Source organism: Paenibacillus sp. FSL H7-0918 (assembly GCF_038007025.1).
GTDB classification, from domain to species: domain Bacteria; phylum Bacillota; class Bacilli; order Paenibacillales; family Paenibacillaceae; genus Paenibacillus_AQ; species Paenibacillus_AQ odorifer.
On sequence record NZ_JBBOWJ010000001.1, the window covers coordinates 723785 to 747466 of the forward strand.

Here is a 23682-nt window from a genome sequence, read left to right on the forward strand (position 1 = left end):
CTCCCGTTTCCGCGAAGCTTTTTTAGTAACTATGCGAACTTATAATAGTTCAAATACACTTTAGGGGGAAACGGGTTTGACGACTGCCGACACTTTTAAGAATATTGAAGAATTACAACAACGCTGTGAGCAATATGAAGGAATCTCATTAAAACTGAATTGGGATATGCTCCGCCAGCCATCAAGCGCAGGTGATACGGAATGGCTCGTGACTTATGAGGACGAATTACTGGTCGGTTTCTTGGGACTCTATGGTTTTGGAAGCGATATGGAGGTCTGTGGCATGGTTCGGCCAGGCTACCGTCGACGCGGAATCTTCACCTCTCTGTGGAACCGAGCACAAAGCATAATCAAGCGCAATAAAGTCTCTACTCTTCTTCTAAATGCACCCGCCGCTTCTTCATCTGGAACTGCTTTCCTGCAAACCTTGCCTCTGCAGTTCAATCACGCTGAATATCAAATGAAATGGGATGGCAATTCCATGGTGTCATCTGATGTCAGCTCAGCAACAGGGACTGTCGTCTTACGGCCAGCTCGTGAAGAAGAGGCTCACATTCTGGTCGAACTGGATTGTGGAGGTTTTGATATGAAGACAGAAGATGCTGCAGAGCAGTATGAGTTGCACAAACAGGAAGGTATGCAAGAGAATATTATGATCGAGATGGACGGCAGGCCTGTTGGGAAGATGCGAGTGTGGACTGAAGATAATGAATCCTGGATCTATGGATTTACAGTCGACAAAAAGCTACGTGGGCTTGGCATTGGCCGCAGCGCCCTTCTTCAGACCATCGAACGAGAGCGCAAAAATTATAATGGTGTAAATCTGGAGGTCGCACTGGATAATCCCAATGCACTTAAGCTGTATGAGAGCTGCGGCTTTGTCATTCAGAATAAACAGGATTATTACCGATATATCGGCTAATCCCCAGACCTACTCTTGAGATTTTAATAAAGCAGTCACAATAAGACCTCCTTACTTGCTGGTGTTCTAACCTGCAGATAAGGAGGTCTATTTATTATAGTAAATAATTCGCTTCGCCTCTCTCATTTCTACGATCGCTGCAGCTTAAGGAACCGTCAGCTAACACTTCCCGCTCAAGAAATACGGATAACAGACGCACATAATCCAGTGACTCCATAATCGAGATTGCCTCTCCATCAAAGCAGTATTTACGTCCATCCAGCAGCGAGAAAACTTCCACGGTCTCCGCTGGCTCACCATAAGCATGATGGCAAAAAACATTGGCCATATGCATAAATCCAGTGATGATATCCTCATTGCCATTAACCATAAATTTCTGAATGTTCACGCTTCGGCCACTTTTTGAAGAGTTCCAAGCCAGCTGCGTAATCATCGATAACTCCAAATTCAGCGCTGGAACTGGAACATGCCACTGTTCATATAACATCACTGGAATCTCCTGTAGATGATTGCTTGAAACGATACGCATAAGCTCATCAGCTACACTCGTTTTGATATCCCAATATTGCAAAAGGGAGGGAAAAGCATCTCCCCTAGGAGGCCACCGGCGTTCTAACAGAAATTGTATAGGTGTCTCTCTTCGCACTTCCGGCAACAGACTATAGAAGTCATTAAGTGTATGCCCCACAGCATATTGAACCTGCTGACGCCAGCGTGGGAGCCCCGTCGCTGGAGCTCCGCTAGCTAAATTCTCAGTCCCGCCCAGCATAATATGCTCCATGCGATAATCGTGCAGCCGTTTATACGGAGGGCTATGTACATCCCTTGGTTTGTTAAACCAACTTCCCACTGGCCCACCCATCTTAGGTTACCGCCATACAGGCTTCGATGAATTGACGTCCGAATTGACGGCAGGCTTCTTTTTCGGCAGCATTCGGGCCATACTCAATCTTTAGGCTATCTTGCAAAATGACTGCTCCACGCTCCTTTAGCTTCTCCTCGATAACATCCACTGCCCCACAATAAATGGCGTAGCCTGTATCTCCACTACCAAAAACTGCTGACTTCATAGCAGTCAAATCAAGTTCATCCATCTCCTCATAGAAATCAAGAGATTCATCCGGCAACTCTCCGTCTCCCCAAGTGTATGCCCCTAGCAGAACGCCTTCATATGATTTTATCTCAATCGCATTACATTCAGTGACCGACTTCAAAACAGCCTCACCGCCTGCTTGGCGTATTCCTTCTACAATCAATTCAGCCATTTCCTCAGTGTTGCCAGTTAAACTAGCATATGCCACAAGCACTTTAGCCATAAACTCCTGTTCCTCCCCTACTAACACCTTAAATTTAAATCATATACGCTTCACCTCATTCTATTTGATAATGATTATCATTGTCAATAAATAAAGTTAAAAAAACGCAAACTCCCCGTTATTACACACGGTTGAGGTTTGCGCTCCGTCTCATTTTTCTTAAAAAGAAGCTTAATAAGCACCTTCCAGCAAGGTTATGTGATTCCCATCAGGATCACGAAAATTCATTTCTTTACCGCCATATTCCATCGTAACAGGTGGCTGACAATCCAGTCCCTTAGCTTTCAACTGCTCGTATGTCTCATCCAGATTATCACAGCCGAATACTAAATTAACAAAACCTGTCGTAAGATTTTCCCACTTTGCAGCATCCCAAATAATAATTCCCGGCTGTTTCTTGTCAAAACCAAGCTTTGCCCCGTCGAAATTACCGTAACCTTCGAAAGGCATAGGAATTCCTAGTACCTCCGTATAAAATTTAGCTGACGCCGCAGTATCTTTAGTGTAAATGTTAGTCCCTTCAAAAGACGAAATCATAACTTGTCCCCTCTCATTCTCATAATATGTCTCATTTCTTACTTAGGTTTAGTCTAACAAGGTTGACACGCTTTGTATTGCAAAATTACGACATTCTTCGGCCTGCATAGACCAAGGCTTCAAGTGGGGTTCTTCCTGCATATTTTTTGAAATTATTGATAAAATGGGACTGGTGACTGTAACCATACGCGAAAATAAGATCCTGCATATTCTTCGTCTGCCCAGGTAAATGACACATCTCCCGCCATACATTCTGAAACCGCACGAGATCTGCTGTTTTTTTGGGCGATACACCTATATATTCTTGAAAAAGCCGTTCAAGTTGTCGTCTGCTTAAATTAGAACTGGTCTCCATATCCTCTGCGGTCACAATCCCTTTTTGTTTAACCATAGTATAGACTGCGTTCATCATCCGATCGTTAGTCCGCCCTCTACGCTCAAGACGACGAAGCAGATAGGCTTCAGCGGCTGCAATCCTTTCGTCCATCGAGTTTACTTTCTCCAATAGATGACCAAGCTCTTTTTTAAAAGTGCCAAAATATTGATCTACATCGACATGTGCATTCAAGACATTCCGCAGATGATCATCTGCAAAAAAATGAACCGCCCAGAAATGAAATCGGATACCAAAGGTTGAACTCCCCCCTGGCTTTCTGTCTGAGGAGACTTCAAATGGAGTGTCATTGATGCCGGAGAAAAAAGTGTTTGTATTACCTGATTCTCTATCCAAATCCCAAATAATATCCATACAAGTGTCCGGAATTATTGTCTCCGTCTCAGGTTGTTGTATAGACTCCACATCTACAGAACCCCAAAAACAGCGAATAAACGGCTGCAAGGCATGGCTGGGCAGAAACTCACTAGTGTGGTTGGGTTTTGCAGTTATAGGGAAATACAGCGGTGAGAGATTAAACATAGCTTTAGTTCTCCGATCGTAAATAGGGTAAGAACTCTACTATCTGATCATACACAATCAAGTCATGAAGCACCAGTTGAATAGCCGCATAAGTATGGGAATATTATACACCTCATTAGCATTGGACAAAATAATTGGTGAAGCTGGCTGAGGCGTAATTTGTTTGTAGCAATCAGGTGAAATGTTGTACAATAAAGGCTAAATGAATTTTTTTGAAGGATGGATTAAATCATGTATATAGCGAGCGATTGGAAAGACTATGAAGTAATTGATACAGGCGGTGGAGAGAAGCTCGAACGCTGGGGCGATATTATCTTGCGTCGTCCTGATCCACAGATTATTTGGCCTCTAAATAATGAGACCGCTAAATGGCGTGATGTGCACGGACATTATCACCGTTCCTCCGCTGGTGGCGGACAATGGGAAATGAAAAAAAACATTCCGGACGATTGGAAGATTAGCTATGGTAAATTAAAATTCCACTTACGTCCTACAAACTTCAAGCATACAGGACTATTCCCGGAACAAGCAGCCAACTGGAGCTGGATGATGGACAAGATTGCAGCGGCTAACCGTCCAATCTCAGTGCTGAATCTTTTTGCTTACACAGGTGGAGCTACTGTGGCAGCGGCGAGTGCCGGTGCTTCTGTCGTTCACGTGGATGCAGCCAAAGGTATGGTGCAGTGGGCGAAAGAAAACGTTCAGCTGTCTGGTCTTGGAGAACGTCCAGTCCGCTTTATCACGGATGATGTATTCAAGTTCGTACAACGTGAACAACGCCGCGGCAGTAAATATGACGCGATTATTATGGACCCTCCTTCTTACGGAAGAGGACCTGGTGGAGAAATGTGGAAGCTTGAATCAAGCTTGTACCCTTTCCTTGAGAGCTGTATGGAGATTATGAGCGACAACCCATTGTTCATGCTCATTAATTCCTACACCACTGGAATTTCTCCAACTGTACTGCGCAACATGTTGTCCATGACCATGGGCAAACGTTATGGCGGAAAACTTACCTCCGGCGAAATTGGTCTTCCGATCACCTCCTCCGGCATGAACCTGCCATGTGGTATCCTGGGTCGCTGGGAGGCGTAAGCCATGACACAGCATAGTTCCGGCAACAATGAGGCTGTAAGCGGCGGATCACAACGCTTTGAAGTGTTATACGAAGACAACCATCTTCTGGGGATTGTAAAACCCGTGAATATTCCTGTTCAGGAGGATGCAACAGGCGATCCTGACCTGCTGAACCTGCTGAAAGAAGATGTGAAGGAACGTTTCAACAAACCCGGCAACGTCTATATAGGTCTGGTCCACCGTTTGGATCGACCGGTTGGGGGCGCAATGATTTTTGCCAAGACTTCCAAAGCGGCTTCAAGACTATCCGAGAGTGTCCGTACTCACGGCTTTCATAAGGTGTATTTAACAGTCGTGCATGGTAAACCGCCAGCCACTCGTGGCCGTCTTACAGATACGCTGCTTAAAGACGCAAAGAGTAACACCGTCACCGTGGTTCGAAAAGGAACTCCCGGCGGCAAGGAAGCAATTCTGGATTACACAGTGCTTGACAGTGCAGAAGGATACAGCCTGCTTAAGATTGATTTACTTACAGGGCGTTCCCACCAAATTCGGGTGCAGCTGAGTTCGATCGGCTGTCCATTATACGGTGATCAGAAGTACGGGGCTTCAGTGAACAGACCGGGGCAACAAATTGCGTTATGGTCAGCACTTGTAGGATTCCCTCACCCTGTTACTAAAGAAGAAGTGGAACTCATCTCTCTGCCCCCACAAACCCATCCTTGGGATCTGTGGCCGCGTGAAACACTACAAAAAGGGCTGTCCTAAAGCAGCCCTTTCTAGGCATTGAAACGATAAAAACGAGGCAGTGACTCTCCGGTTAGTGGAGAATCACTGCCTTGTTTTTGTTTCTGCGTCTGCTACTTGAACAGACTATGGGAAGAGGGTCCACGCTGGAGTGTTCTTCCTAGCTCCGCAGGATATGCTTAGTCCGATTTTTCCAGCCGGGCATTGAATATCCCTTTGAGATTAAACATCCCTTCGAGATTAAACATCATTTTGAGAGATTAAACATCCTTTCCACCTTCCAGCCTGAACTTAGCTAACGATCCACCGCTCTGTTTAGCGGTGGATCAGTAGTTGATCAGTAGTTGATCAGTAGTTGATCCTAGTTGGAATCTGAAATGAAAGTAAGATAACTGCACTCTATACACTTATTCCGAATAAAAAAACAGTAGGTCGGATTTTAAGTGTACTCTTTACAACTAAAAATCAGGGAAACTGTAAAAAGAGAAGTAAATCAAGAAAATAGTTGTATAAAATACAGTTATATCTCAATGCTCGAGTAATTTACAAATAATAGCTGTACAAAATACAACTAAATACATTTAGATGCCTCTAATTGCTCTAAAACACTCTAAACGCTTCTACATACTCTAAACGCTTCTACATACTCTAAATGCTTCTACATACTCTAATGCTTCTACATACTCTAAATGCACTAGTGATACAGCCAAGCTATTTGGTTCAAGGTGTAGAACCCTCCGGTGTAGTTGTAACAACCATTTTGCCCATTAAGTAGAGCAGTAACTGTTGGTTATGAGAGGAGATCGGATCAAGCGCTTCCGCAAAAAAATCACTGCGGATCTTTAGACCCCGTGCAGTTTCTTCCATTCCAGTCTCCGTTATGCTTACCCATACAATCCGCCGGTCCGAAGCATCTCTTTCCCGCACAATAAGCTCATGTTTCTCCATCCGATCAAGTAACATCGTAACCGCTGCAGGACTGGTCGCCAAATGTGGAGCCAGATCAGAAGGCTTCATGGCGTCGCGTTCCTGAAGCAGTTCAAGTACAGTAAGTTGGGCATCCGTCAGCGTTGGAGCAAGATTACTGTCCATATGTAATTTATAATCTTTTAAAATCTTATGCCAAATTTTACTGAATTCAGAAGCATGCACACTTATTCCTTCCTTTCCTCGCGGTTCTATCCGGTATATCTACATTTTCGCGAAACAACTTCCATTTCCTGCAAACGAAGAAAAAATAAATCTGCCGGACCTTCAGCATAAAAAAATAAAAAACGACGCTTAGTCAACCCTCCAAAAGAGCGGACTAAACGCCGTTATAAAATCACTTGTTAATCGCTAGTTTTAATGAACTGATGGGAAAAGATTTATGATCTCATCCTTTTTCTCCACAGCTACAATCTGTTTGCCTGTAGAACGACGCTCGCCCAGCGGCGCTGATTCAGAGGAGAACGTATGGTGGGCATTCTCACGGGTAACGGCATTCAGTTCCAACGGCTCCTTGCAATAGAAAGCCCCTGCTAACCTGCTGCCATTTGGACGTATTCGTTTGCCTTCCTTGAATTCGAAGGTTGGCATTCCTTTGCCACCACGGCTTTGTGATGGATAATCCACAAGTAATGAACGTTTCGCATAACCAATATCAGAAATAGCAAGGATTTCGCCTTCATCTTCGCTGACCCAGAAGCAGGAAATCACCTCGTCGCCCTCGCGCAGCTGAATTCCTCTTACACCGGATGCAACGCGACCCATAGGGTTAACCTCATTCTCATGGAATCGGATACTCATTCCCTCACGGGTGACCAGCACAATGTCCTTGTCATTCGTACTAGAAGCCACTGTAATGATCTCATCACCCTCGGCTACCTTACAGGCCGCTACAGCTCCAGAACGGCTTGTAGAGTATTCCTTGAGCTCTGTACGCTTCACCTGACCCCGACGGGTGACAAACACAAGGCTCTGCTGCGGATCATCTAGATTATTCACCGGAATCACACTAACGATTCCATCTCCCTTAGACAATCCAATAACATTCACAATCGCTGTACCAGGCTCTTTCCATTTAAACTCCGGAATCTGGTGCACAGGAAGCAAGAAGTATTGCCCCTTGCGGGTAAATACCAGCAGACTGTCACGGGTATTTACATCCAGCAGCCTGACGATATGATCGCCTTCTTTGACGCCTGAGGTATGACGCTCCCCACCAGAACGGGTGAAGGAAAGCATACTAGTCCGCTTAATATATCCATCTGCTGAAAGAGCAACGAGCACATCCTCCGCGTTGACCAGCGCTTCAAGGCTAACCTTGAGCTCCTCGACTTCGCCTTGGATCAGAGAACGGCGATCAATGCCGTATTTGTCGCGAATCTCCAGCAGTTCCTTACGAATTACAGCAACTAGCTTTTTGTCGCTATCCAAAATGCCGCGCAGATGTGTAATCTTTGCCATCATTTCATCTAACTCTTTCTGGAGTGAAGTGATCTCCAGATTGGTCAGACGATACAATTGCAAAGTAAGAATCGAATCGGCTTGGCGTTCACTGAAGCCGAACATCCATACGAGATTGTTCTGAGCATCCTGACGATTTTTCGACGCTTTGATCGCAGCGATAACCTCATCCAGAATGTTTAGTGCTTTAACTAAGCCCTCTAAGACATGAGCACGGTCTTCAGCGCGTTCCAGATCGAACTGGGTGCGATGAGTCACAACTTCACGCTGATGCGCGATATAAGCTTCCAGGATGACTTTTAGACCAAGCTGCTGAGGTGCTTTGTTAACAATAGCAACCATATTGAAGTTATAGGTGATTTGAAGATCGGTTTTTTTGAGCAGATACGCCAACACGCCTTGAGCATCAGCCTCTTTTTTGAGTTCGACTACAATCCGCAGTCCCTCACGACCGCTCTCATCACGAACCTCGGCAATGCCATCGATCTTTTTCTCCAGCCGAATATTCTCCATGGAAGTAACCAACCGTGATTTTACAATCTGGAATGGAACTTCCGTGATCACGATTTGCTGCTTGCCGCCCCGCATATTCTCAATCTCTGTTTTGGAGCGCAGGTAAATACGGCCTTTACCTGTGCGGTAAGCATCCATGATGCCGTCTCCGCCCATGATTGTGCCGCCTGTAGGGAAATCCGGACCTTTCATGAAGGTCATAATTTCTTCCAGCTCAATATTTGGTTTCTGCATCACTGCGATACAAGCGTCAATTACTTCACGCAGATTATGTGGCGGAATTTCAGTGGCAAAACCAGCAGAAATCCCACTCGTGCCATTTACGAGCAGATTCGGATACCGGGAAGGAACCACAACAGGCTCTTTGGCGGTATTGTCAAAGTTATCTTTAAACAAGACCGTCCGCTTCTCGATATCACGCATCATCTCCATTGCAATGGGAGACAGCCGTGCTTCTGTATAACGCATTGCCGCTGCTGGGTCATCGTCCATAGAGCCCCAGTTGCCGTGACCGTCAACTAGCACATGCCCCATCTTCCAAGGCTGTGCCATACGTACCATACCATCGTAAATAGAGGAGTCACCATGTGGATGGTAATTACCCATTACATCTCCGACAGTTTTGGCTGACTTGCGGTATGGCTTGTCAGGGGTGTTGCCGGAGTCGTACATCGCATAAAGAATCCGGCGCTGCACGGGTTTAAGTCCATCACGGACATCGGGGATTGCCCGGTCCTGAATAATATATTTGGAATACCGACCAAAGCGGTCACCGACGACCTCTTCCAGAAATGCCGGCAAAAATTGTTCTGATAAACTACTCACTTTGCTCACCTTCTGTTCCTCAAACTGCCCGTTTTAAAATAGTATGGTGATTCTCAGGTACTTCAGAGCTTTTTGGAATTCCGGGCATTATCGCTCCTACAGTTCCAAAATCCCCCTAGGTCCCATAAATCACCAAGCTCTTAGAAAATCGGGATTATCGTCACTTGCAGCACTGACATTACTCTACAATTTCGGTGAAATCGACATTTTCAACAATCCAGCGTTTACGTGGATCGACTTTGTCACCCATAAGTGTTGAAACACGGCGCTCCGCCTTAGCGGCATCCTCAATCTGTACCTGAAGCAGCGTACGCGACTCTGGATTCATCGTTGTCTCCCACAGCTGATCGGGGTTCATCTCGCCCAATCCTTTATAACGCTGAAGCTCGAAGTTTTTGCCGAATTCCTTTAAGTAATTTTGCAGCTCTTCATCACTCCAGGCATACCTTACAGTCTCCAGCTTACCCGTTTTGCGGGTCAACTTATAAAGTGGAGGCTGAGCGATAAAGACCTTACCTGCATCTAATAAAGGCTTCATATAACGATAGAAAAATGTCAGCAGCAGTACCTGAATATGCGCTCCGTCGGTATCGGCATCGGTCATAATGATAATTTTAGAATAATTGCTGTCTTCGACGGTGAAATCCGGACCAATTCCAGCACCTATTGTAGAAATAATTGCTTTATACTCGTCGTTCTTCAGGATGTCCAGCAGCTTAGCTTTCTCCGGATTCATCGGCTTACCTTTTAGCGGCAATATCGCTTGAATCTTAGAGTCACGGCCTTGCTTAGCCGAACCACCGGCGGAATCACCTTCCACGATGAACAGCTCCGTACGTGTAACGTCCTTTGATTGTGCAGGAGACAGCTTACCGCCAAGATTCGAGCTTTCGCTGCGTTTCTTGCCTGTGCGGATCTCATCGCGGGCTTTACGTGCCGCTTCCCGCGCTTTCGACGCTTGAATCGATTTCTTCAGCAGGCTCTGCGCAACTTGTGGATTCTCTTCCAAGAAACGCGCCATATTTTCAGAAACGATATAATCTACTGCACTACGGGCGGAAGCACTGCCAAGCTGATCCTTCGTCTGTCCAACAAATTCAACCTCGGACATTTTTACACTGATAACAGCCATCATGCCTTCCCGCAGATCATTACCTTCCAGGTTTTTATCTTTTTCTTTAAGCAATTGCGTGCGGCGGGCATATTCATTTAATACACGAGTGTACGCAGTTTTAAAGCCGGTCTCATGTGTGCCTCCGCTGCGAGTTGGAATGGAGTTTACGAAGGAAGCCAAGGTTTCTGTGTAGCCTCCGTTGTATTGCAGAGCTACTTCTACCTCGATATCATCCTTTTCTGCACTGAAATGGATAACATCATGGAGAACATCCTTACCTTCGTTGAGGAACTGCACAAATTGACTGGCTCCACCTTCATAAAAGAACTCATCCTGACGGTTGCTCCGCTCATCTTGCAGTGTAATACGCAAACCGGAATTCAGAAAAGCAATCTCCTGAACCCGCTCTGCCAGCGTGTCATAATTCAGAGCAATTCCATTTGGGAAGACACGAATATCTGGCTTGAAAGTAATTTTCGAACCCGTTTTATTGGTGTTACCCAGAACTTCAAGACCAGTTACAGGTTCGCCAACATGCTCCTTGCCCTTCTTGTCCACCCAGTACTCAAACCGCTGCCGATGGATTTTGCCCTCACGATAAATCTCTACTTCGAGCCATTCAGACAAAGCGTTTGTGACAGAAGCCCCTACGCCATGCAAACCGCCTGATTTTTTATAACCCGATCCACCGAACTTACCGCCCGCATGCAAAATTGTAAATACAACTTGCGGGGTAGGTACCCCTGTCTTATGCATTCCAGTTGGGATCCCCCGTCCATTATCGCTAACGGTTACCGAGCCATCCTTGCGAAGCAGTATGTCAATCTTTGTACAATACTTGGCTAAATGCTCATCTACGGCATTATCTACGATTTCCCATACTAAATGATGTAGTCCTGAAGAACTCGTACTGCCGATATACATGCCAGGTCGTTTGCGTACTGCAACCAGACCTTCGAGCACTTGAATGTCGTCAGCATCGTATCCAGTACGGCCATTCTCGCCGTTATTAGAAACTTCAGCAAACATATCGATCTGTTCGAGCATTCATGCTCCTCCTTCTTTTCTCTATACTAAGAAGAAACGGCTTGGCCGTCCTTTATGTTAAGAACGGTATCCGTTACTGCCAAAAACCTAAGGATAGAATATAACGTGAAATTATACTCTCCTATATTTCTAAGAAATGCAAACAAACGTTTTGGTCACTTTGTTCATTCTAATTCAAAATATCCCTTTTCGTAAAGACGGCGAATGAAATGATCACCGAAGCGGCCCCCCATACAGCCAGCACAGCCATGGAAAATGACAAGGACATCCCTTCAATGGGGGCGGGAGTACCAGACAAATAGCTGGTCAGTCCAAGATTTACCATAAATAAATATTTTGCTGTTGTCCAGGCAGAGGCCATATTGGTCAGTATACTACCTGCAATCAGCGCTGCCATCATAACTACTATACTCGCCGCAGTACTGCGAACAAGCACCGAGATCATGAACGCGAGCAGTGCAACCACTACGCTGACGAACCAAATCAAACCACCTTGCATAAGCATATATTTCCACTGGGGCACTGCATGTACAGTAGACATATCTAGCGAATCACCACTGATTTTAAAGCCTGTAAAAACAGGAATGTTAAAACCTTTAAAACCAAAGGCGAGACCAGAGATAAAGTAACTGATTGCAAATGTGGAAAGTACGATAAGCGAAACAAACATTAGCAGTGCTGTCATTTTGCTAAAAAGCACCTTCCAACGCTTGACCGGCCTAGTCAACAGCATTTTGATAGTTCCGGTTGTCCTTTCGGCCGAGACCAAATCTGAGGCCACCGCCATAATGAGCAACGGAATAAATAATGTAACCGAATTATCCATAAATTCACGGGTAAAGGTAACCCCGCTAGGTTCATTCGGATTAACGTCATGGTGAAGATAATACTGAAGCTGTTGTACAAATATTCGCCGATAAGTCTTCCATTCCTCTGGAATCCGGTCACTGCCCAGTGAATTTTGATTATCGATAATCTGCTGCTGGATCTCAAGCCGCCAATCGGAATTAAATTTCTCCCGACTCCGTTCGGCTGAACGCATCTGTGCATAGGTGAACATAGGCACCAGTACAATCAGAATCAGCAGTATAACATAAAACCGTTTCTTTTTTATAATCTTCAAGCACTCATTACGGATTAGCGGAAGCAAGTTACTCAACATTCTCACCCTCCGTTAGTTTCAAGAATAGCTGTTCCAGTGTCGGATTAATTTTATGCACAGCTCTCACCTCAATTTCAGCAGTAACCATTACGGCCACAATCTCGGGGATCAGATCCTGATCCATGATCGTTATTAAAGAATTGGGGCCCATCCCGGCAATAATTGAGTCATCTAATGTGACGTCTTCCAGTTTCTGAATTTGAATATCTGAACGATCAGCCAGCATTTCCCGGGCCTCAGCAAAAGGCTCCAGCTCCCAAAGTACATACGGCGAATTACGAGCGATCAGCTCATCTACCGCGCCTACTGCCAATACACGCCCTTTACTAATAATCGCTACACGGTCGCAAAGAAGCTGAATTTCACTAAGCAGATGGCTCGATACGAACACCGCCAGCCCTTCATCCGCCAGCTTGCGAATGAATTCTCGCAGCTCTTTAATGCCTTTAGGGTCAAGTCCATTCGTCGGCTCGTCCAAAATAAGCAGCCGTGGACGTCCCAACAGCGCCTGCGCAATGCCTAATCGTTGTCTCATCCCAAGCGAGTATGTACTTACCTTATCATGTATCCGCTGATCTAATCGAACAATATCTACCACTTCGCTAATACGTTCATTGTCTACGCCAGGCTGCATCCGGGCAAAATGCTGCAAATTCTCCCACCCGGTCAAATAGGTATATACCTCAGGATTCTCAACGATAGAGCCTACATATTGCAATGCTTTTTCCGGATTTCGGTTCACATTGTACCCACATACTGTAATCTTGCCCTCAGTAGGTCGAATCAAATCCACAAGCATGCGGATCGTGGTCGTCTTCCCAGCCCCATTAGGCCCGAGAAAGCCGAAAATCTCCCCTTTTCTCACATCGAAAGTGACATCATCTATAATCCATTTTCGTCCTATTTTTTTACGTACCCCGTCCACAGACAAGACGACTGTGCCGGAGTCTTCACTATTCGCTTTTGTCATATTTAATTTAGCTCCTTGTGACTGTCATTTTCTCGGTTTGTACTTGCTCAAAGGGCATTTACCTACATGATCTTACTGCAAAATTTAACACTCACCTATATACTACTGCACAGCCTGTATGAACCGTTCTCCGATTCGCTGATAGCCATCACCATTAGGATGAAAATGATCGGTGGATAGATACTTGTCCAAATGTCTGTTAAACAAGTCAAACGTAGGAACCAAGGTCATGTTGCTATGCTCATTAATAATATCCATTGCCGTATTATTCCACTTCGTTACCGCTTGATTGCCTGGTGCCAGTAATTCTGGAATATCGCCAAAGGGATTATACAGCCCCATATAGTAAACTTGCGCATTCGGGTTGATCTGTGAGATTTTATCGAGAATCTTCTCCAGTCTAGCTGCTGCTTCTGGCAGAGCGGCTAATAAAGACTCTGGAGTCAGCTCCTGCCCAGAGGTTGATGAAGTTGTGTTGCCCTGTTGCGCCCCATTATTCTCAAGAATATCCGAATCCTTAAACAGATCATTTCCTCCGACGGATAGCAGAACAACATTCGACATGCGCAAGGCATACTCCACACCATCTTCGTTCAGTTTGCTTAACAGCCCCGCAGTAGTCAACCCGTTAATCCCCATATTGCCTAAAAAGTCTACTGTGACACCTTTTGCGGATAAACCAGTAACCGTACGCTTAACAAACCCTTCTCCGGTGTTATCACCGGTCCCCTTGGTAAGCGAATCCCCGAGCGCAACAATTTTGAGGAGCTTGACAGTCTCCGTCACCGGTGCGGCTGTTTGCTGAGGCAAGCTGCTCTCGGTAACCTCTCCGACCGGATAGATAATATCTTTAACCGCATAAACTAAACCAACCATCAAAACTATAGTTGTTACTATGGAAATCAAGCTGACGCTGCGCCATGTCCATTTCGAATCCTTCAAAGCTATCCCTCCGTATGCCGTTCTATTATGTATTGTTCCACAATTTACAAAGATCTTAACTATGTTACATAAACATAATTCTTCCATACAAGTTTTGCAAATGTCTAGCAAAGAAAAAAATCCCGCTGCTACAGTGTTTTTGCCGAGGAACGAGTGTGGACTTTTTTGAAAATAAAAAAATACTGGCTTTTTAATTAATGCCATTATATAATATTCACCGTTGACTCTTTAGACATTACGGGTTATTAGCTTAGCTGGTAGAGCAGCCGACTCTTAATCGGCAGGTCGCAGGTTCGACCCCTGCATAACCCATAGAGCTAGACAGAAGAAGTAAGGACAAGTTCCTTACTTCTTTTTTTGTTGCATTTTTATTCTTCACCACACAAAAAAAACCGCTCCCCGACTTACATCGGAGAACGATTTCTTCCTGAAGCATCTACTCGTATTATTTACCAATAAACTCTTGAACCCAGTAATTATTATCATAACCGACACCGATATAATTGAAGTTAGCATTCAAAATATTAGCGCGGTGACCTGGACTATTCATCCATGCCTTCATTACTTCTTCTGGTGTTTTTTGTCCCATTGCGATGTTCTCACCTGCGGCTTTATAAGTGATGCCAAAGGATTTCATCATATCAAAAGGTGAACCATACGTAGGTGAAGTATGTGAGAAATAGTTATTCGAACGCATATCTGTAGCTTTTGTAGCGGCAACTTTGTGCAGGCTGTCCAATCCAGCTACAGGTGACAAACCAGCTGCTGCACGTTCTTTGTTTACCAGCGTTACGATTTGCTGAACATAGGTTCCTTTATTGCTCACAGCACCTGTTGTAGTTGTATTATCAGTTGGCTTAGTTACAGTAGTTGTGTCTGCTGGCTTTGTAACCGGTTTTGTAGTTGTAGTTGTGGTCGTGTTGTCTTTGTTTGGTACTGTTCCAGTTTGTGGCTTAGTTACCACGATTGTGCTATTCGAAAAAGGGAATCCCTCAAGATTAGCTTGTTTAAAATATTGTAATATTTGCTCATAACTTGTGCCTTTTATTGTTACTGTCGATTCATTCGATGCCGCATTTGCTTCCAATGGAAGAGAAATACTAAGTGCCATAACAGCTGCCACGCTACCACCGATGATTGCTTTTAATGTCTTGTTCTTCAATCTGCCATCTCCTTTTTTCTTGCGTGTAATATATGCTTCTGCCTAGAGTGACCATCTACAAATGTTACAAAGTTGTAATTTGTTCCTCAGTCATTGTAGCATAAATCTCTCAAATGTGCGCTTCTAATTTTTTACATATAATAGTCTTGACTGTAAGATTTCCGATTCCTAGATACATTCGCTTTCTTTCGCTGTTTTCCTTCCTAAAAATACCATTTTACCTGTTATTCGCGAAAAAAAAGCAAAAAAAGTCGCCCTCCCCGAAAGGACGGCAACTTCAGCAAACCTATGGATACCTGACGATTAATGGAACGATTGCCAGAACTCGCCCTCCGTAGAGATCAATCCCATGATTTCCGCATAAGGAATCCGGAAGGTTGGAAAACCTGCAGAATACGGAGCGATCTCATAAGGTGCGAAATATAGATACAACGCTTCATTATCTACAAAGAAGGGCTGATCCGAGGTAATTCCTTTATACGTATCCGGAAAAACATATGAATATTGTGGATCGTTCTCGATCTGTTTGCCCACAATTTTACTGAGCTTCTCCACATATCTGCTGCCTGGCTTGAACAAATCCCCCAGCTTATAGAACCTGCCGCTGCGCAAATTAATATGCGGATAGATTTTGGTAGGCATTCCATGTGCTGCTCCAAAAGGAAAACGATAACCGGTCAGCTCCAGCACCAGCAGGTTTTTACGGAAGAAAGAGACTGAAAAATCACCATTATAACTAAAGTCCTGGGAAACCCCTCCACTCCCAACGTCTTCAGCAAGGGATAGCTTGCGCAGCTTATCGTTAACCTCTCGCGAAACTTCCGCACTTGCAATCCCCTCAACGACCGGATAATACACCAGATAATCCCTGTTCGGTTTGTATTTCTTCTCCACTACGGAATAGGGAGGTCTCAGCGGAATGACTCCATTTTGGCGCCAAACCTGCTTTCCCTGCCGATCATAATAAGATGTGCGTTGATCTACATCTGCTCTTATCAAACGTCCGCTAAGGGTGAGTGTTCCCGCCCCTGGAATAACTGGGGGCTGGGCTGCCTTTTTTCCACTTCTATCGATAAAATAGGTATCTTTAGCATCAAATACAGATGCCAAGCCTTCCTGATAATTGTTCACGCCAAGCAGGGTGTGATTGCTCAGGACCGCTCCCGTTTCCGCATCTGCAATTACGTAACGTGATCCGCGATAAGGCTGGCTGGGGAATACAGGCGTTCCTATGGCTACTCTGCCTTCACCTAGCTGCAATACTTCATAATATTTTGCCGGGATGATCATTTTTCCTTGTTTATCAATCAGCCCGTAGGCGTTGCCATAATTTTCAGCGGTATTCACCACCGCACGTCCCTCTGAAAAAGGTAACGCAGAGGTGAATTGCGGTTGAATGGCTACAGAACCATCCGTATTTAAATAGCCATATTTACCGTTTTCAGTCGCTTGATAGGCTAGTAAACCTTCTCCCGGACTTCCAACGAAAGGATGGTTATACGTATGCAGAATGTTCCCATCCGGATCGATGAGCGCATACTCTCCTTCTTTGATTTTAACCAAAGCCACGCCGTTCATAAAATCATTGGCATCTACATAAATCGCGGGCAGCACCTCTTTGCCTTGCGCGTCCACATATCCATATAGCGATTGGCCGCCGGTCGTATTTTGTTTTGAAAATAGTGCTCGCCCCTCATGTAATGAGTTCAAATAATCATACCGGGCGGACGTCACTTCTTTGCCTTTTTCATCAATAAAAGTGTAGCCCTTGGCATCCGACACGACCGCGCGCTCTTCCGAAAAAGGCGCAATAAAAGAATAGATCGGCTTCACTCGTTCTCTTCCAGTGCTGTCAATGAGCCCGCTGTTATTTTTTCGCTGAACTACGGCAAGACCGTTCTTTTGAAAATCCTCAGCATATTCGTACCGGGGTTCAATCTGAACACGGCCCTCGTCATTAATATATCCCCAAAGTGTGCCCTCTTTGAGATTAAACGGCGCCGGATGCAGACCCGTGGTCCGCAGATCGTCCCCCACCCACTCCGGCAATAAGTATGGCGCCTCAAAAGGCTTATTAGAGTAATCTACACGATATAATCCCGCTTCTGCCGGAATCGTGACGAATAACTCCTCTTCCGTGCGTATGAAATCCTCATCCTGCTGAGTAATATATTCGTTCCAGCCAATGCCATCCCATTTCCAAACATCCGCCTGTATCAGACCATTGTCATTCCCTTTCCCCAGCTCATTCAACCTAATCCTTAACATCCAGTCGCTCCCCTTTAACAAAGGCATTTGCCTATAGAATATGGGAGAACGTTGGTTTATGTGCTTTTTGATCTTTGGGGTTAGGGGGAGGCGTATTCCAGGATACTTTTGCCTCTCTTTCCACTTCCGTTGCTCGATTTGGCGTATTCTAGGGCATTAATGACTCTCTTTCCTCCTCCGTCGCTCGTTTTGGTGTATTCTAGGGCATTTTTGCCTCTCTTTCCTCCTCCGTCGCTCGTTTCGGCGTATTCTAGGGCATTAATGCCTTTCTTTCCACTTCCGTTGCTCGTTTCGGCGTATTCTAGGGCATTAATGACTCTCTTTCCTCCACTGTAGCTCGTTTTGGCGTACTTTAGAGCATTAATGCCTCTCTTTCCTCCTCCGTAGCTCGTTTCATCTAATTCTGCGGGATTTATACCGTTCTTTCGCCTCACGTAGCTCGTTTCAGCCAATTCTGCGGGATTTATACCGTTCTTTCGGCCCACGTGGCTCATTTCAGCCAATTCTACGGGATTTATACCGTTCTTTCGCCCCACGTAGCTCGTTTCAGCCAATTCTACGGGATTTATACCGTTCTTTCGCCCCACGTAGCTCGTTTCAGCCAATTCTATGGGATTTATACCGTTCTTTCTCCTCACATAGCTCGTTTCAGCCAATTCTACGGGATTTATACCGTTCTTTCGCCCCACGTAACTCGTTTCAGCCAATTCTACGGGATTTATACCGTTCTCTCACCTCATGGTGCTTCTGTTCTGTAACTAATATTAGTTTGTTGATATTGTTGGTGAGCAATGATGAATATGATGTGTTTTCGTGGTGCTCCTGATGACGATGGTCGTGTTATTACTGCTGATATTGATTTGTGGCGGTGATTGCCATGTTCATGCTGATAATGTTGAGAGGATTGTGATAACCGTGTTTGTGTTGATGATATTAATTGGTGATGGTAATGATGCTGTAGTAGTACCGTGGCGGTTATGGTGCAACTATTGGGTGGAGTAAATCCTATTGGTGGAATATTAGATTTGATGGAGCAGGGGTGGCAATGTTGATTGAAGTTGGTGGTGGTAAGTAATGTTGATGTTAGTGTTGCTGGCGCTGTTTAGTCGTGGTGGCATTTTAGTGGGTAGTTTTGGTGTTGTGTTTAGTTGTTAGTACTGTAGTTAGTCGTGTTTTGGTTGACAGTGTTGTGGTTGGCAGTACCGTAGTTAGTGGTGCTTTAGTTAGCAGCGCTGTAGTTAGCAGTGCTGACAGTGACATTATTGGTGTAGTTGATATTATTGGCGTAGTTGATATTATTGCTGTACTTGATGCTGGTCCCAATGGTACTAGTGGGAGCGAAATTGGTTTATCCCTAACTAATTAAACTAGTTTTTGTGGGTAGTTTTTCATACATAGTTTTTGTGGTTAGTTTTTGTGGGTAGTTTTCGTGCTCGTGCGTAGTTTTCCTATGCGAGGAGCAAGGGGGCGACGTTCAGTACTTATGAATTTGTACTTATGAATTGCTTCTTATAAATCGGTACTTTTAATTTGCATCATATGAATTGGCACTTATGAATTTGTACTTTAAATAGGTTCATATGATTTGTATCTTATGAACTGATTCTTACGAGTTGCTTATATCCGCAAGCGAAAATGGACAAACCAAAAAGCGTTTGCCATAAATAGCAAACGCTATAATCACCACACATCCCCCACACAACTACTTCTTCGAAGAATATTTCCGCATATCAAATGCGACCGCGGCGATGATGATCAGACCTTTGATAATCAACTGATAGTAAGGGCTGATGCCGATAAAGGTCAGGCCGTAGTTGATTAAGGTAAAGATAATAACACCGACCAGAACACCTGGCACTGTTCCGATACCACCGGTTGTGGACACCCCGCCCACGACGCAAGCAGCAATCGCATCGAGCTCATACATGTTACCATAGTTATTGGTTGCACCACCTGTTCTGGCAGCCTCCAGCACACCCGCCAAACCATAAAGGGCTCCAGCAATCGCATAGATGTAGATCAAGTTCTTGGAAACATCGATGCCAGATACTTTAGCTGCCTGCATGTTACCGCCGATAGCGTACATGTTCTTGCCCAGCTTAGTTTTATTGAACACCACCCATACGATGGCGGCGACACCCAAGGCTATCAGCACGATATACGGGATTGAATATTGCCCCTTGCCGATAAACCCAGAACCGATTGTAGTGAAATCTGGACGCAGACCGCCAATCGGCTGTGATTGGTTGGGGTCCATGTCAAAGTACAAAGAATTCAAGCCGTAGACGATAACCATCGTACCCAGTGTTGCGATAAACGGCGGGACGTTCAGCTTGGAGACGACAATACCATTGACTAGTCCGCAGAGAAGGCCAGCGATAATAGCTATAAGGATCGGAAGCCACACTTGCACCTGCGGCAGATCAGGAAAAAAGCGCCGGGAATAATCCGGAATTTGCAGCATCGAAGCAGAGATTACCGCTGTAAAACCAACCACACGTCCAGCAGACAAGTCCGTCCCAGCTGTGATAAGGATGAAGGCAACACCAAGCGCGATGATAATCCGTGTTGACGACTGAATTAGAATGTCCCGTAAAGTATTTACAGAGATAAAGGCCGGCTCATATAATGCAATACCCATAATTAGAATTACCAAGACAATATAAATAGCATTTTGAGTAATAAAAGATTGGGCTCGTTTAGCGTTCATTAGTAGTGTTCCTCCTTAAAGTTACGCGAAGAGTACTTCTCTTCGTAAACCAAATCTAGTTTCGCCCAGCAAAACTATCATTGAAATCCTATCCTAATGCTGTGCAGCGAGCCGCATAACTTCGGTTTCCGTAGCTTGCTCGCCTTCTAGTATTCCGGTAAGCCTACCCTCCGACATGACCATTACACGGTCAGACATTCCGAGCAGCTCCGGCATTTCTGAGGAGATCATAATGATGCTTTTCCCTTGCTGCGCCAAGTCGGCAATAATCGAATAAATCTCGAATTTAGCCCCTACGTCGATACCGCGAGTCGGCTCGTCCAGAAGCAGGATTTCGGGCTCGGTTAGAAGCCATCTGGCGAGCAGCACTTTTTGCTGATTCCCACCAGAAAGATTCATGATTAGCGTTTTGGTTGTTGGAGTTTTGGTCCGTAATTTTTCAATCATTTTATCGACTTCTTCTTTTTTCTTTTTTCCATCTAGTAGAAGTAGTAGTTTCTGGTATCGATGCAGATTAGCGATTGCGCCATTTTCATGAACAGACAAGACTGGAAAAATACCGGTGACACGCCGTTCCTCCGTAAGCAAAGCCATTCCGTGTTTCTTAGCATCCTTGGGAGATTGGATATGAATGCGCTTACCATCGATAGAAATCGTCCCCGATTTGATAGCCCTCAGGCCGAATAATGCCTCAATAACCTCTGTTCTCTGAGCGCCTACCAGACCACCAATCCCTAAAACCTCACCTCGTCTTAATTCAAAAGAAACATCTTTAAACGATCTTTCTTCAGGGGAGGTTAATCCTTCCACCTTCATATATACTTCGCCAGGCACGTTAAAGCGTTCTGGGAATCGATTGGTCAGGTCACGGCCGACCATTTTGGAAATGATAAGGTCTGTGGTCAATTCCGCCGCTGGCCAGGTTCCGATTTTTTTACCGTCCCGCATAATGGTAACCTCGTCAGAAATTTCGAGAATCTCTTCCATTTTGTGAGATATATAAATAATAGCTACGCCTCTACTCCTAAGGTCCCGTATGATCCGAAATAAATGCTCCACCTCCACACTAGTGAGGGAGGAAGTAGGTTCATCCATTACAATAACGCGGGAGTGAAAAGAGACAGCCTTCGCAATTTCAATGGATTGGATTTTGGATACAGACAGTTTACCCACTAATGTCTCGGGATTCAGATCGATATCCAGGTCTTTAAACAAATTCTCCGTGTCAGTGTACATTTTCTTATGGTCAATAAACTGAAAAGGTCCAATCCCTTTGGTTGGGAAACGTCCTAACCAGATATTCTCCATCACACTTCGGAACGGCACGGGATGCAACTCCTGGTGAATCATGGAGATCCCATTTTTCAAAGCGTCATTTGAGCTTCCGATAGAGGTCTTCTCACCCTCCAAAAAAATCTCACCGGCATCCGGTGAATAAATACCAAAGAGACATTTCATTAAAGTGGACTTACCCGCACCATTCTCGCCCATAAGGGCATGCACCGAACCCGGTCTGACCTTTAAACTAACTGCATCCAGCGCTTTGACGCCGGGGAATTCTTTAGTAATATCATTCATTTCTAGCAAAAACTCAGCTTTTTCCATGTTGTTACGCCCCCTACGCTTTTTTCTTTTTTCATGAGAGGCACAGCGGTTTCATCCTGTTCCCTGCCTGAAAGAAATCCGAGGAGCGAATATCCGCTCCCCGTTGCTGCCATATGATCATGAATTCCATCTAGATTAGAGCGTTATTATTTGGCGTCATCGATATTGTCTTTGGTGATCTTTTTATAGGAAATCCACACGTATTGGTTGTCTGTGATATCAAAGCCTACGTTATCTTTTGTAGGTGTTTCTCCTTTAGCAAGCAGAGCAGCAACTGTGATCGCAGCTTTACCTTGGTTGTTCGCATCATTCAGCACGGTACCAAGCATCGTTCCATCTTGCAGCGCTTGAATCGCAGGAGCAGTAGCATCTACACCTACTACCGGCATGAATTTATCACCCGTGAAGTAACCTGAAGCTTTCAGAGCTTCGATGGCACCGAGAGCCATATCGTCATTGTTCGCAAGCACAGCTTCAATTTTGTCGCCATGGGAGCCAAGGAACGCTGCCATTTTTTCTTGCCCTTTTACGCGGTCCCACATCGCAGTATCTTCAGCCAGCTTTTCTACCTTGATGCCGGCATCTTCAATTGCTTGGATGGAGTAAGTAGTACGAAGCTCAGCGTCTTGGTGCCCCGGTTCGCCTTTTAGCATTACGTATTGGAGGACACCGTCGCCGTTTTTATCTGCTTCAGGATGTGCCTTCCAGTAGTCCACGATCAGTTGACCGGACATAGTTCCGGATTCTTCCGCTTTAGCGCCTACATAATAAACCTTATCCCATTTCTTCATATCTTCTGGCAGCGGCTCGCGGTTCAGGAAGACCACCGGAATATTTGCCGCTTTTGCTTTTTCGATAATAACGCCAGCCGCAGTACGGTCAACCGGATTGATCAGCATGCCTTTATATTTTTTGGTGATGAACAAGTCAACTTTGTCATTTTGTGTGGGTTGAGAATTTTGGCTATCTACGATATCTACAGTAGCAATGCCTTTGGCAGCAGTGTCGATTGCGTTACGAACACCTGTCATGAAGGTATCGTCAAATTTGTAAATGGCTACCCCTACTTTTGGCGTTTCAGTGGAAGAGCCCGCATTTTCAGTTTTTGGAGCGTTGGTAGCTTTACCACTGTCTGCATTATTGTTGCTATTGCCACAGCCTGCCAGGGCGGCACCCAGTATTGCGCTTGCTAAAAGAACGGAAGTGATTTTTTTCATTATTCATTGACCTCCTGTTTATACTTCTTTTTTTTGGTTTAACCCTGAATTCTCTCGGGCACATCCATATTATGCCTTAGGTGAAAACGGTTTCGAATATAAAATCCTACTCACTTTTATAAAAATTCTACTGAACCCAAAAAACGAATACCTCCCATTTTAAGGATGGCATTCGTCTTTTCAA

21 protein-coding genes and 1 tRNA gene are annotated in these 23682 nt (G+C 44.9%); 6 read left to right on the forward strand and 16 right to left on the reverse strand.

Annotation, left to right across the window (positions count from 1 at the left end; genetic code table 11):
• The first annotated feature begins 76 nt into the window (after positions 1-76).
• On the forward strand, positions 77-922 hold the full coding sequence (locus MHI15_RS03425) for a GNAT family N-acetyltransferase (protein WP_076281449.1): 846 nt from the start codon (positions 77-79) through the stop codon (positions 920-922).
• 94 nt (positions 923-1016) lie between these two features.
• On the opposite strand, the gene MHI15_RS03430 is transcribed toward MHI15_RS03425, so the two are convergent.
• The 4 genes from MHI15_RS03430 to MHI15_RS03445 all read right to left on the reverse strand — a co-directional run bounded on the left by MHI15_RS03430 (position 1017) and on the right by MHI15_RS03445 (position 3691).
• A complete protein-coding gene (locus MHI15_RS03430) occupies positions 1017-1784 on the reverse strand; it encodes a hypothetical protein (protein ID WP_076281448.1) in 768 nt (255 codons plus the stop codon).
• Between the two features lies 1 nt (position 1785).
• Positions 1786-2238: a flavodoxin gene (locus MHI15_RS03435; protein WP_076127609.1), complete on the reverse strand. Its 453-nt coding sequence runs from the start codon at positions 2236-2238 to the stop codon at positions 1786-1788.
• A gap of 171 nt (positions 2239-2409) precedes the next feature.
• Complete coding sequence (locus MHI15_RS03440; protein ID WP_076104466.1) at positions 2410-2775, reverse strand: VOC family protein; 366 nt, start codon at positions 2773-2775, stop codon at positions 2410-2412.
• Between the two features lie 85 nt (positions 2776-2860).
• Complete coding sequence (locus tag MHI15_RS03445; protein WP_341164131.1) at positions 2861-3691, reverse strand: AraC family transcriptional regulator; 831 nt, start codon at positions 3689-3691, stop codon at positions 2861-2863.
• A gap of 231 nt (positions 3692-3922) precedes the next feature.
• Between MHI15_RS03445 and MHI15_RS03450 the strand changes: the two genes are divergently transcribed.
• Positions 3923-4786 carry a class I SAM-dependent methyltransferase gene (locus tag MHI15_RS03450; protein WP_340394155.1) on the forward strand — a complete coding sequence of 288 codons (864 nt, stop codon included), beginning with the start codon at positions 3923-3925 and terminating at the stop codon, positions 4784-4786.
• A gap of 3 nt (positions 4787-4789) precedes the next feature.
• Entirely contained in the window at positions 4790-5536 is a 747-nt protein-coding gene (locus MHI15_RS03455) for an RluA family pseudouridine synthase (protein WP_076127603.1), read from the forward strand.
• A gap of 699 nt (positions 5537-6235) precedes the next feature.
• Here MHI15_RS03455 and MHI15_RS03460 read toward each other — a convergent pair.
• The 6 genes from MHI15_RS03460 to MHI15_RS03485 form a co-directional block, all read right to left on the reverse strand.
• Positions 6236-6667 (reverse strand): MarR family winged helix-turn-helix transcriptional regulator, encoded by a 432-nt coding sequence (locus MHI15_RS03460; RefSeq protein WP_076127601.1) that lies wholly within the window; start codon positions 6665-6667, stop codon positions 6236-6238.
• Between the two features lie 192 nt (positions 6668-6859).
• The gene (gyrA, locus tag MHI15_RS03465; RefSeq protein WP_341164132.1) at positions 6860-9301 is read right to left on the reverse strand and encodes a DNA gyrase subunit A; all 2442 of its coding nucleotides are present in this window, start codon (positions 9299-9301) and stop codon (positions 6860-6862) included.
• 178 nt (positions 9302-9479) lie between these two features.
• Positions 9480-11462, reverse strand: coding sequence for a DNA topoisomerase IV subunit B (parE, locus tag MHI15_RS03470; RefSeq protein ID WP_076127597.1), 1983 nt, complete (start codon positions 11460-11462; stop codon positions 9480-9482).
• Between the two features lie 169 nt (positions 11463-11631).
• The gene (locus tag MHI15_RS03475) at positions 11632-12621 is read right to left on the reverse strand and encodes an ABC transporter permease (RefSeq protein WP_036685819.1); all 990 of its coding nucleotides are present in this window, start codon (positions 12619-12621) and stop codon (positions 11632-11634) included.
• On the reverse strand, positions 12614-13594 hold the full coding sequence (locus tag MHI15_RS03480; protein ID WP_036685707.1) for an ABC transporter ATP-binding protein: 981 nt from the start codon (positions 13592-13594) through the stop codon (positions 12614-12616). The genes MHI15_RS03475 and MHI15_RS03480 overlap by 8 nt, the downstream gene beginning before the upstream one ends.
• A 102-nt stretch (positions 13595-13696) precedes the next feature.
• On the reverse strand, positions 13697-14536 hold the full coding sequence (locus tag MHI15_RS03485; RefSeq protein ID WP_076127595.1) for a GDSL-type esterase/lipase family protein: 840 nt from the start codon (positions 14534-14536) through the stop codon (positions 13697-13699).
• 239 nt (positions 14537-14775) lie between these two features.
• Here MHI15_RS03485 and MHI15_RS03490 point away from each other — a divergent pair.
• A tRNA-Lys gene (locus MHI15_RS03490) sits at positions 14776-14848 on the forward strand.
• A 133-nt stretch (positions 14849-14981) separates the two neighbouring features.
• Here the strand turns inward: MHI15_RS03490 and MHI15_RS03495 are convergent.
• From MHI15_RS03495 to MHI15_RS03505, 3 genes are all read right to left on the reverse strand, one after another.
• Positions 14982-15698 (reverse strand): CAP domain-containing protein, encoded by a 717-nt coding sequence (locus MHI15_RS03495; RefSeq protein WP_036685704.1) that lies wholly within the window; start codon positions 15696-15698, stop codon positions 14982-14984.
• A gap of 303 nt (positions 15699-16001) precedes the next feature.
• A complete protein-coding gene (locus MHI15_RS03500) occupies positions 16002-17966 on the reverse strand; it encodes a WG repeat-containing protein (protein WP_076127593.1) in 1965 nt (654 codons plus the stop codon).
• A gap of 80 nt (positions 17967-18046) precedes the next feature.
• Positions 18047-18622, reverse strand: coding sequence for a hypothetical protein (locus tag MHI15_RS03505; protein WP_341164133.1), 576 nt, complete (start codon positions 18620-18622; stop codon positions 18047-18049).
• A gap of 169 nt (positions 18623-18791) precedes the next feature.
• On the opposite strand from MHI15_RS03505, the gene MHI15_RS03510 reads away from it, so the two are divergent.
• Together MHI15_RS03510 and MHI15_RS03515 are read left to right on the forward strand one after the other, a co-directional pair.
• On the forward strand, positions 18792-18968 hold the full coding sequence (locus MHI15_RS03510) for a hypothetical protein (protein ID WP_175623563.1): 177 nt from the start codon (positions 18792-18794) through the stop codon (positions 18966-18968).
• Between the two features lie 133 nt (positions 18969-19101).
• The gene (locus MHI15_RS03515; RefSeq protein WP_076304045.1) at positions 19102-19332 is read left to right on the forward strand and encodes a hypothetical protein; all 231 of its coding nucleotides are present in this window, start codon (positions 19102-19104) and stop codon (positions 19330-19332) included.
• Positions 19333-19668: 336 nt separating this feature from the next.
• On the opposite strand, the gene mglC is transcribed toward MHI15_RS03515, so the two are convergent.
• From mglC to MHI15_RS03530, 3 genes are all read right to left on the reverse strand, one after another.
• Positions 19669-20676: a galactose/methyl galactoside ABC transporter permease MglC gene (mglC, locus tag MHI15_RS03520; protein ID WP_076127586.1), complete on the reverse strand. Its 1008-nt coding sequence runs from the start codon at positions 20674-20676 to the stop codon at positions 19669-19671.
• Positions 20677-20769: 93 nt separating this feature from the next.
• Positions 20770-22281: a sugar ABC transporter ATP-binding protein gene (locus MHI15_RS03525; RefSeq protein WP_076101437.1), complete on the reverse strand. Its 1512-nt coding sequence runs from the start codon at positions 22279-22281 to the stop codon at positions 20770-20772.
• 146 nt (positions 22282-22427) lie between these two features.
• Entirely contained in the window at positions 22428-23498 is a 1071-nt protein-coding gene (locus MHI15_RS03530; protein ID WP_094903385.1) for a galactose ABC transporter substrate-binding protein, read from the reverse strand.
• Positions 23499-23682 lie beyond the last annotated feature (184 nt).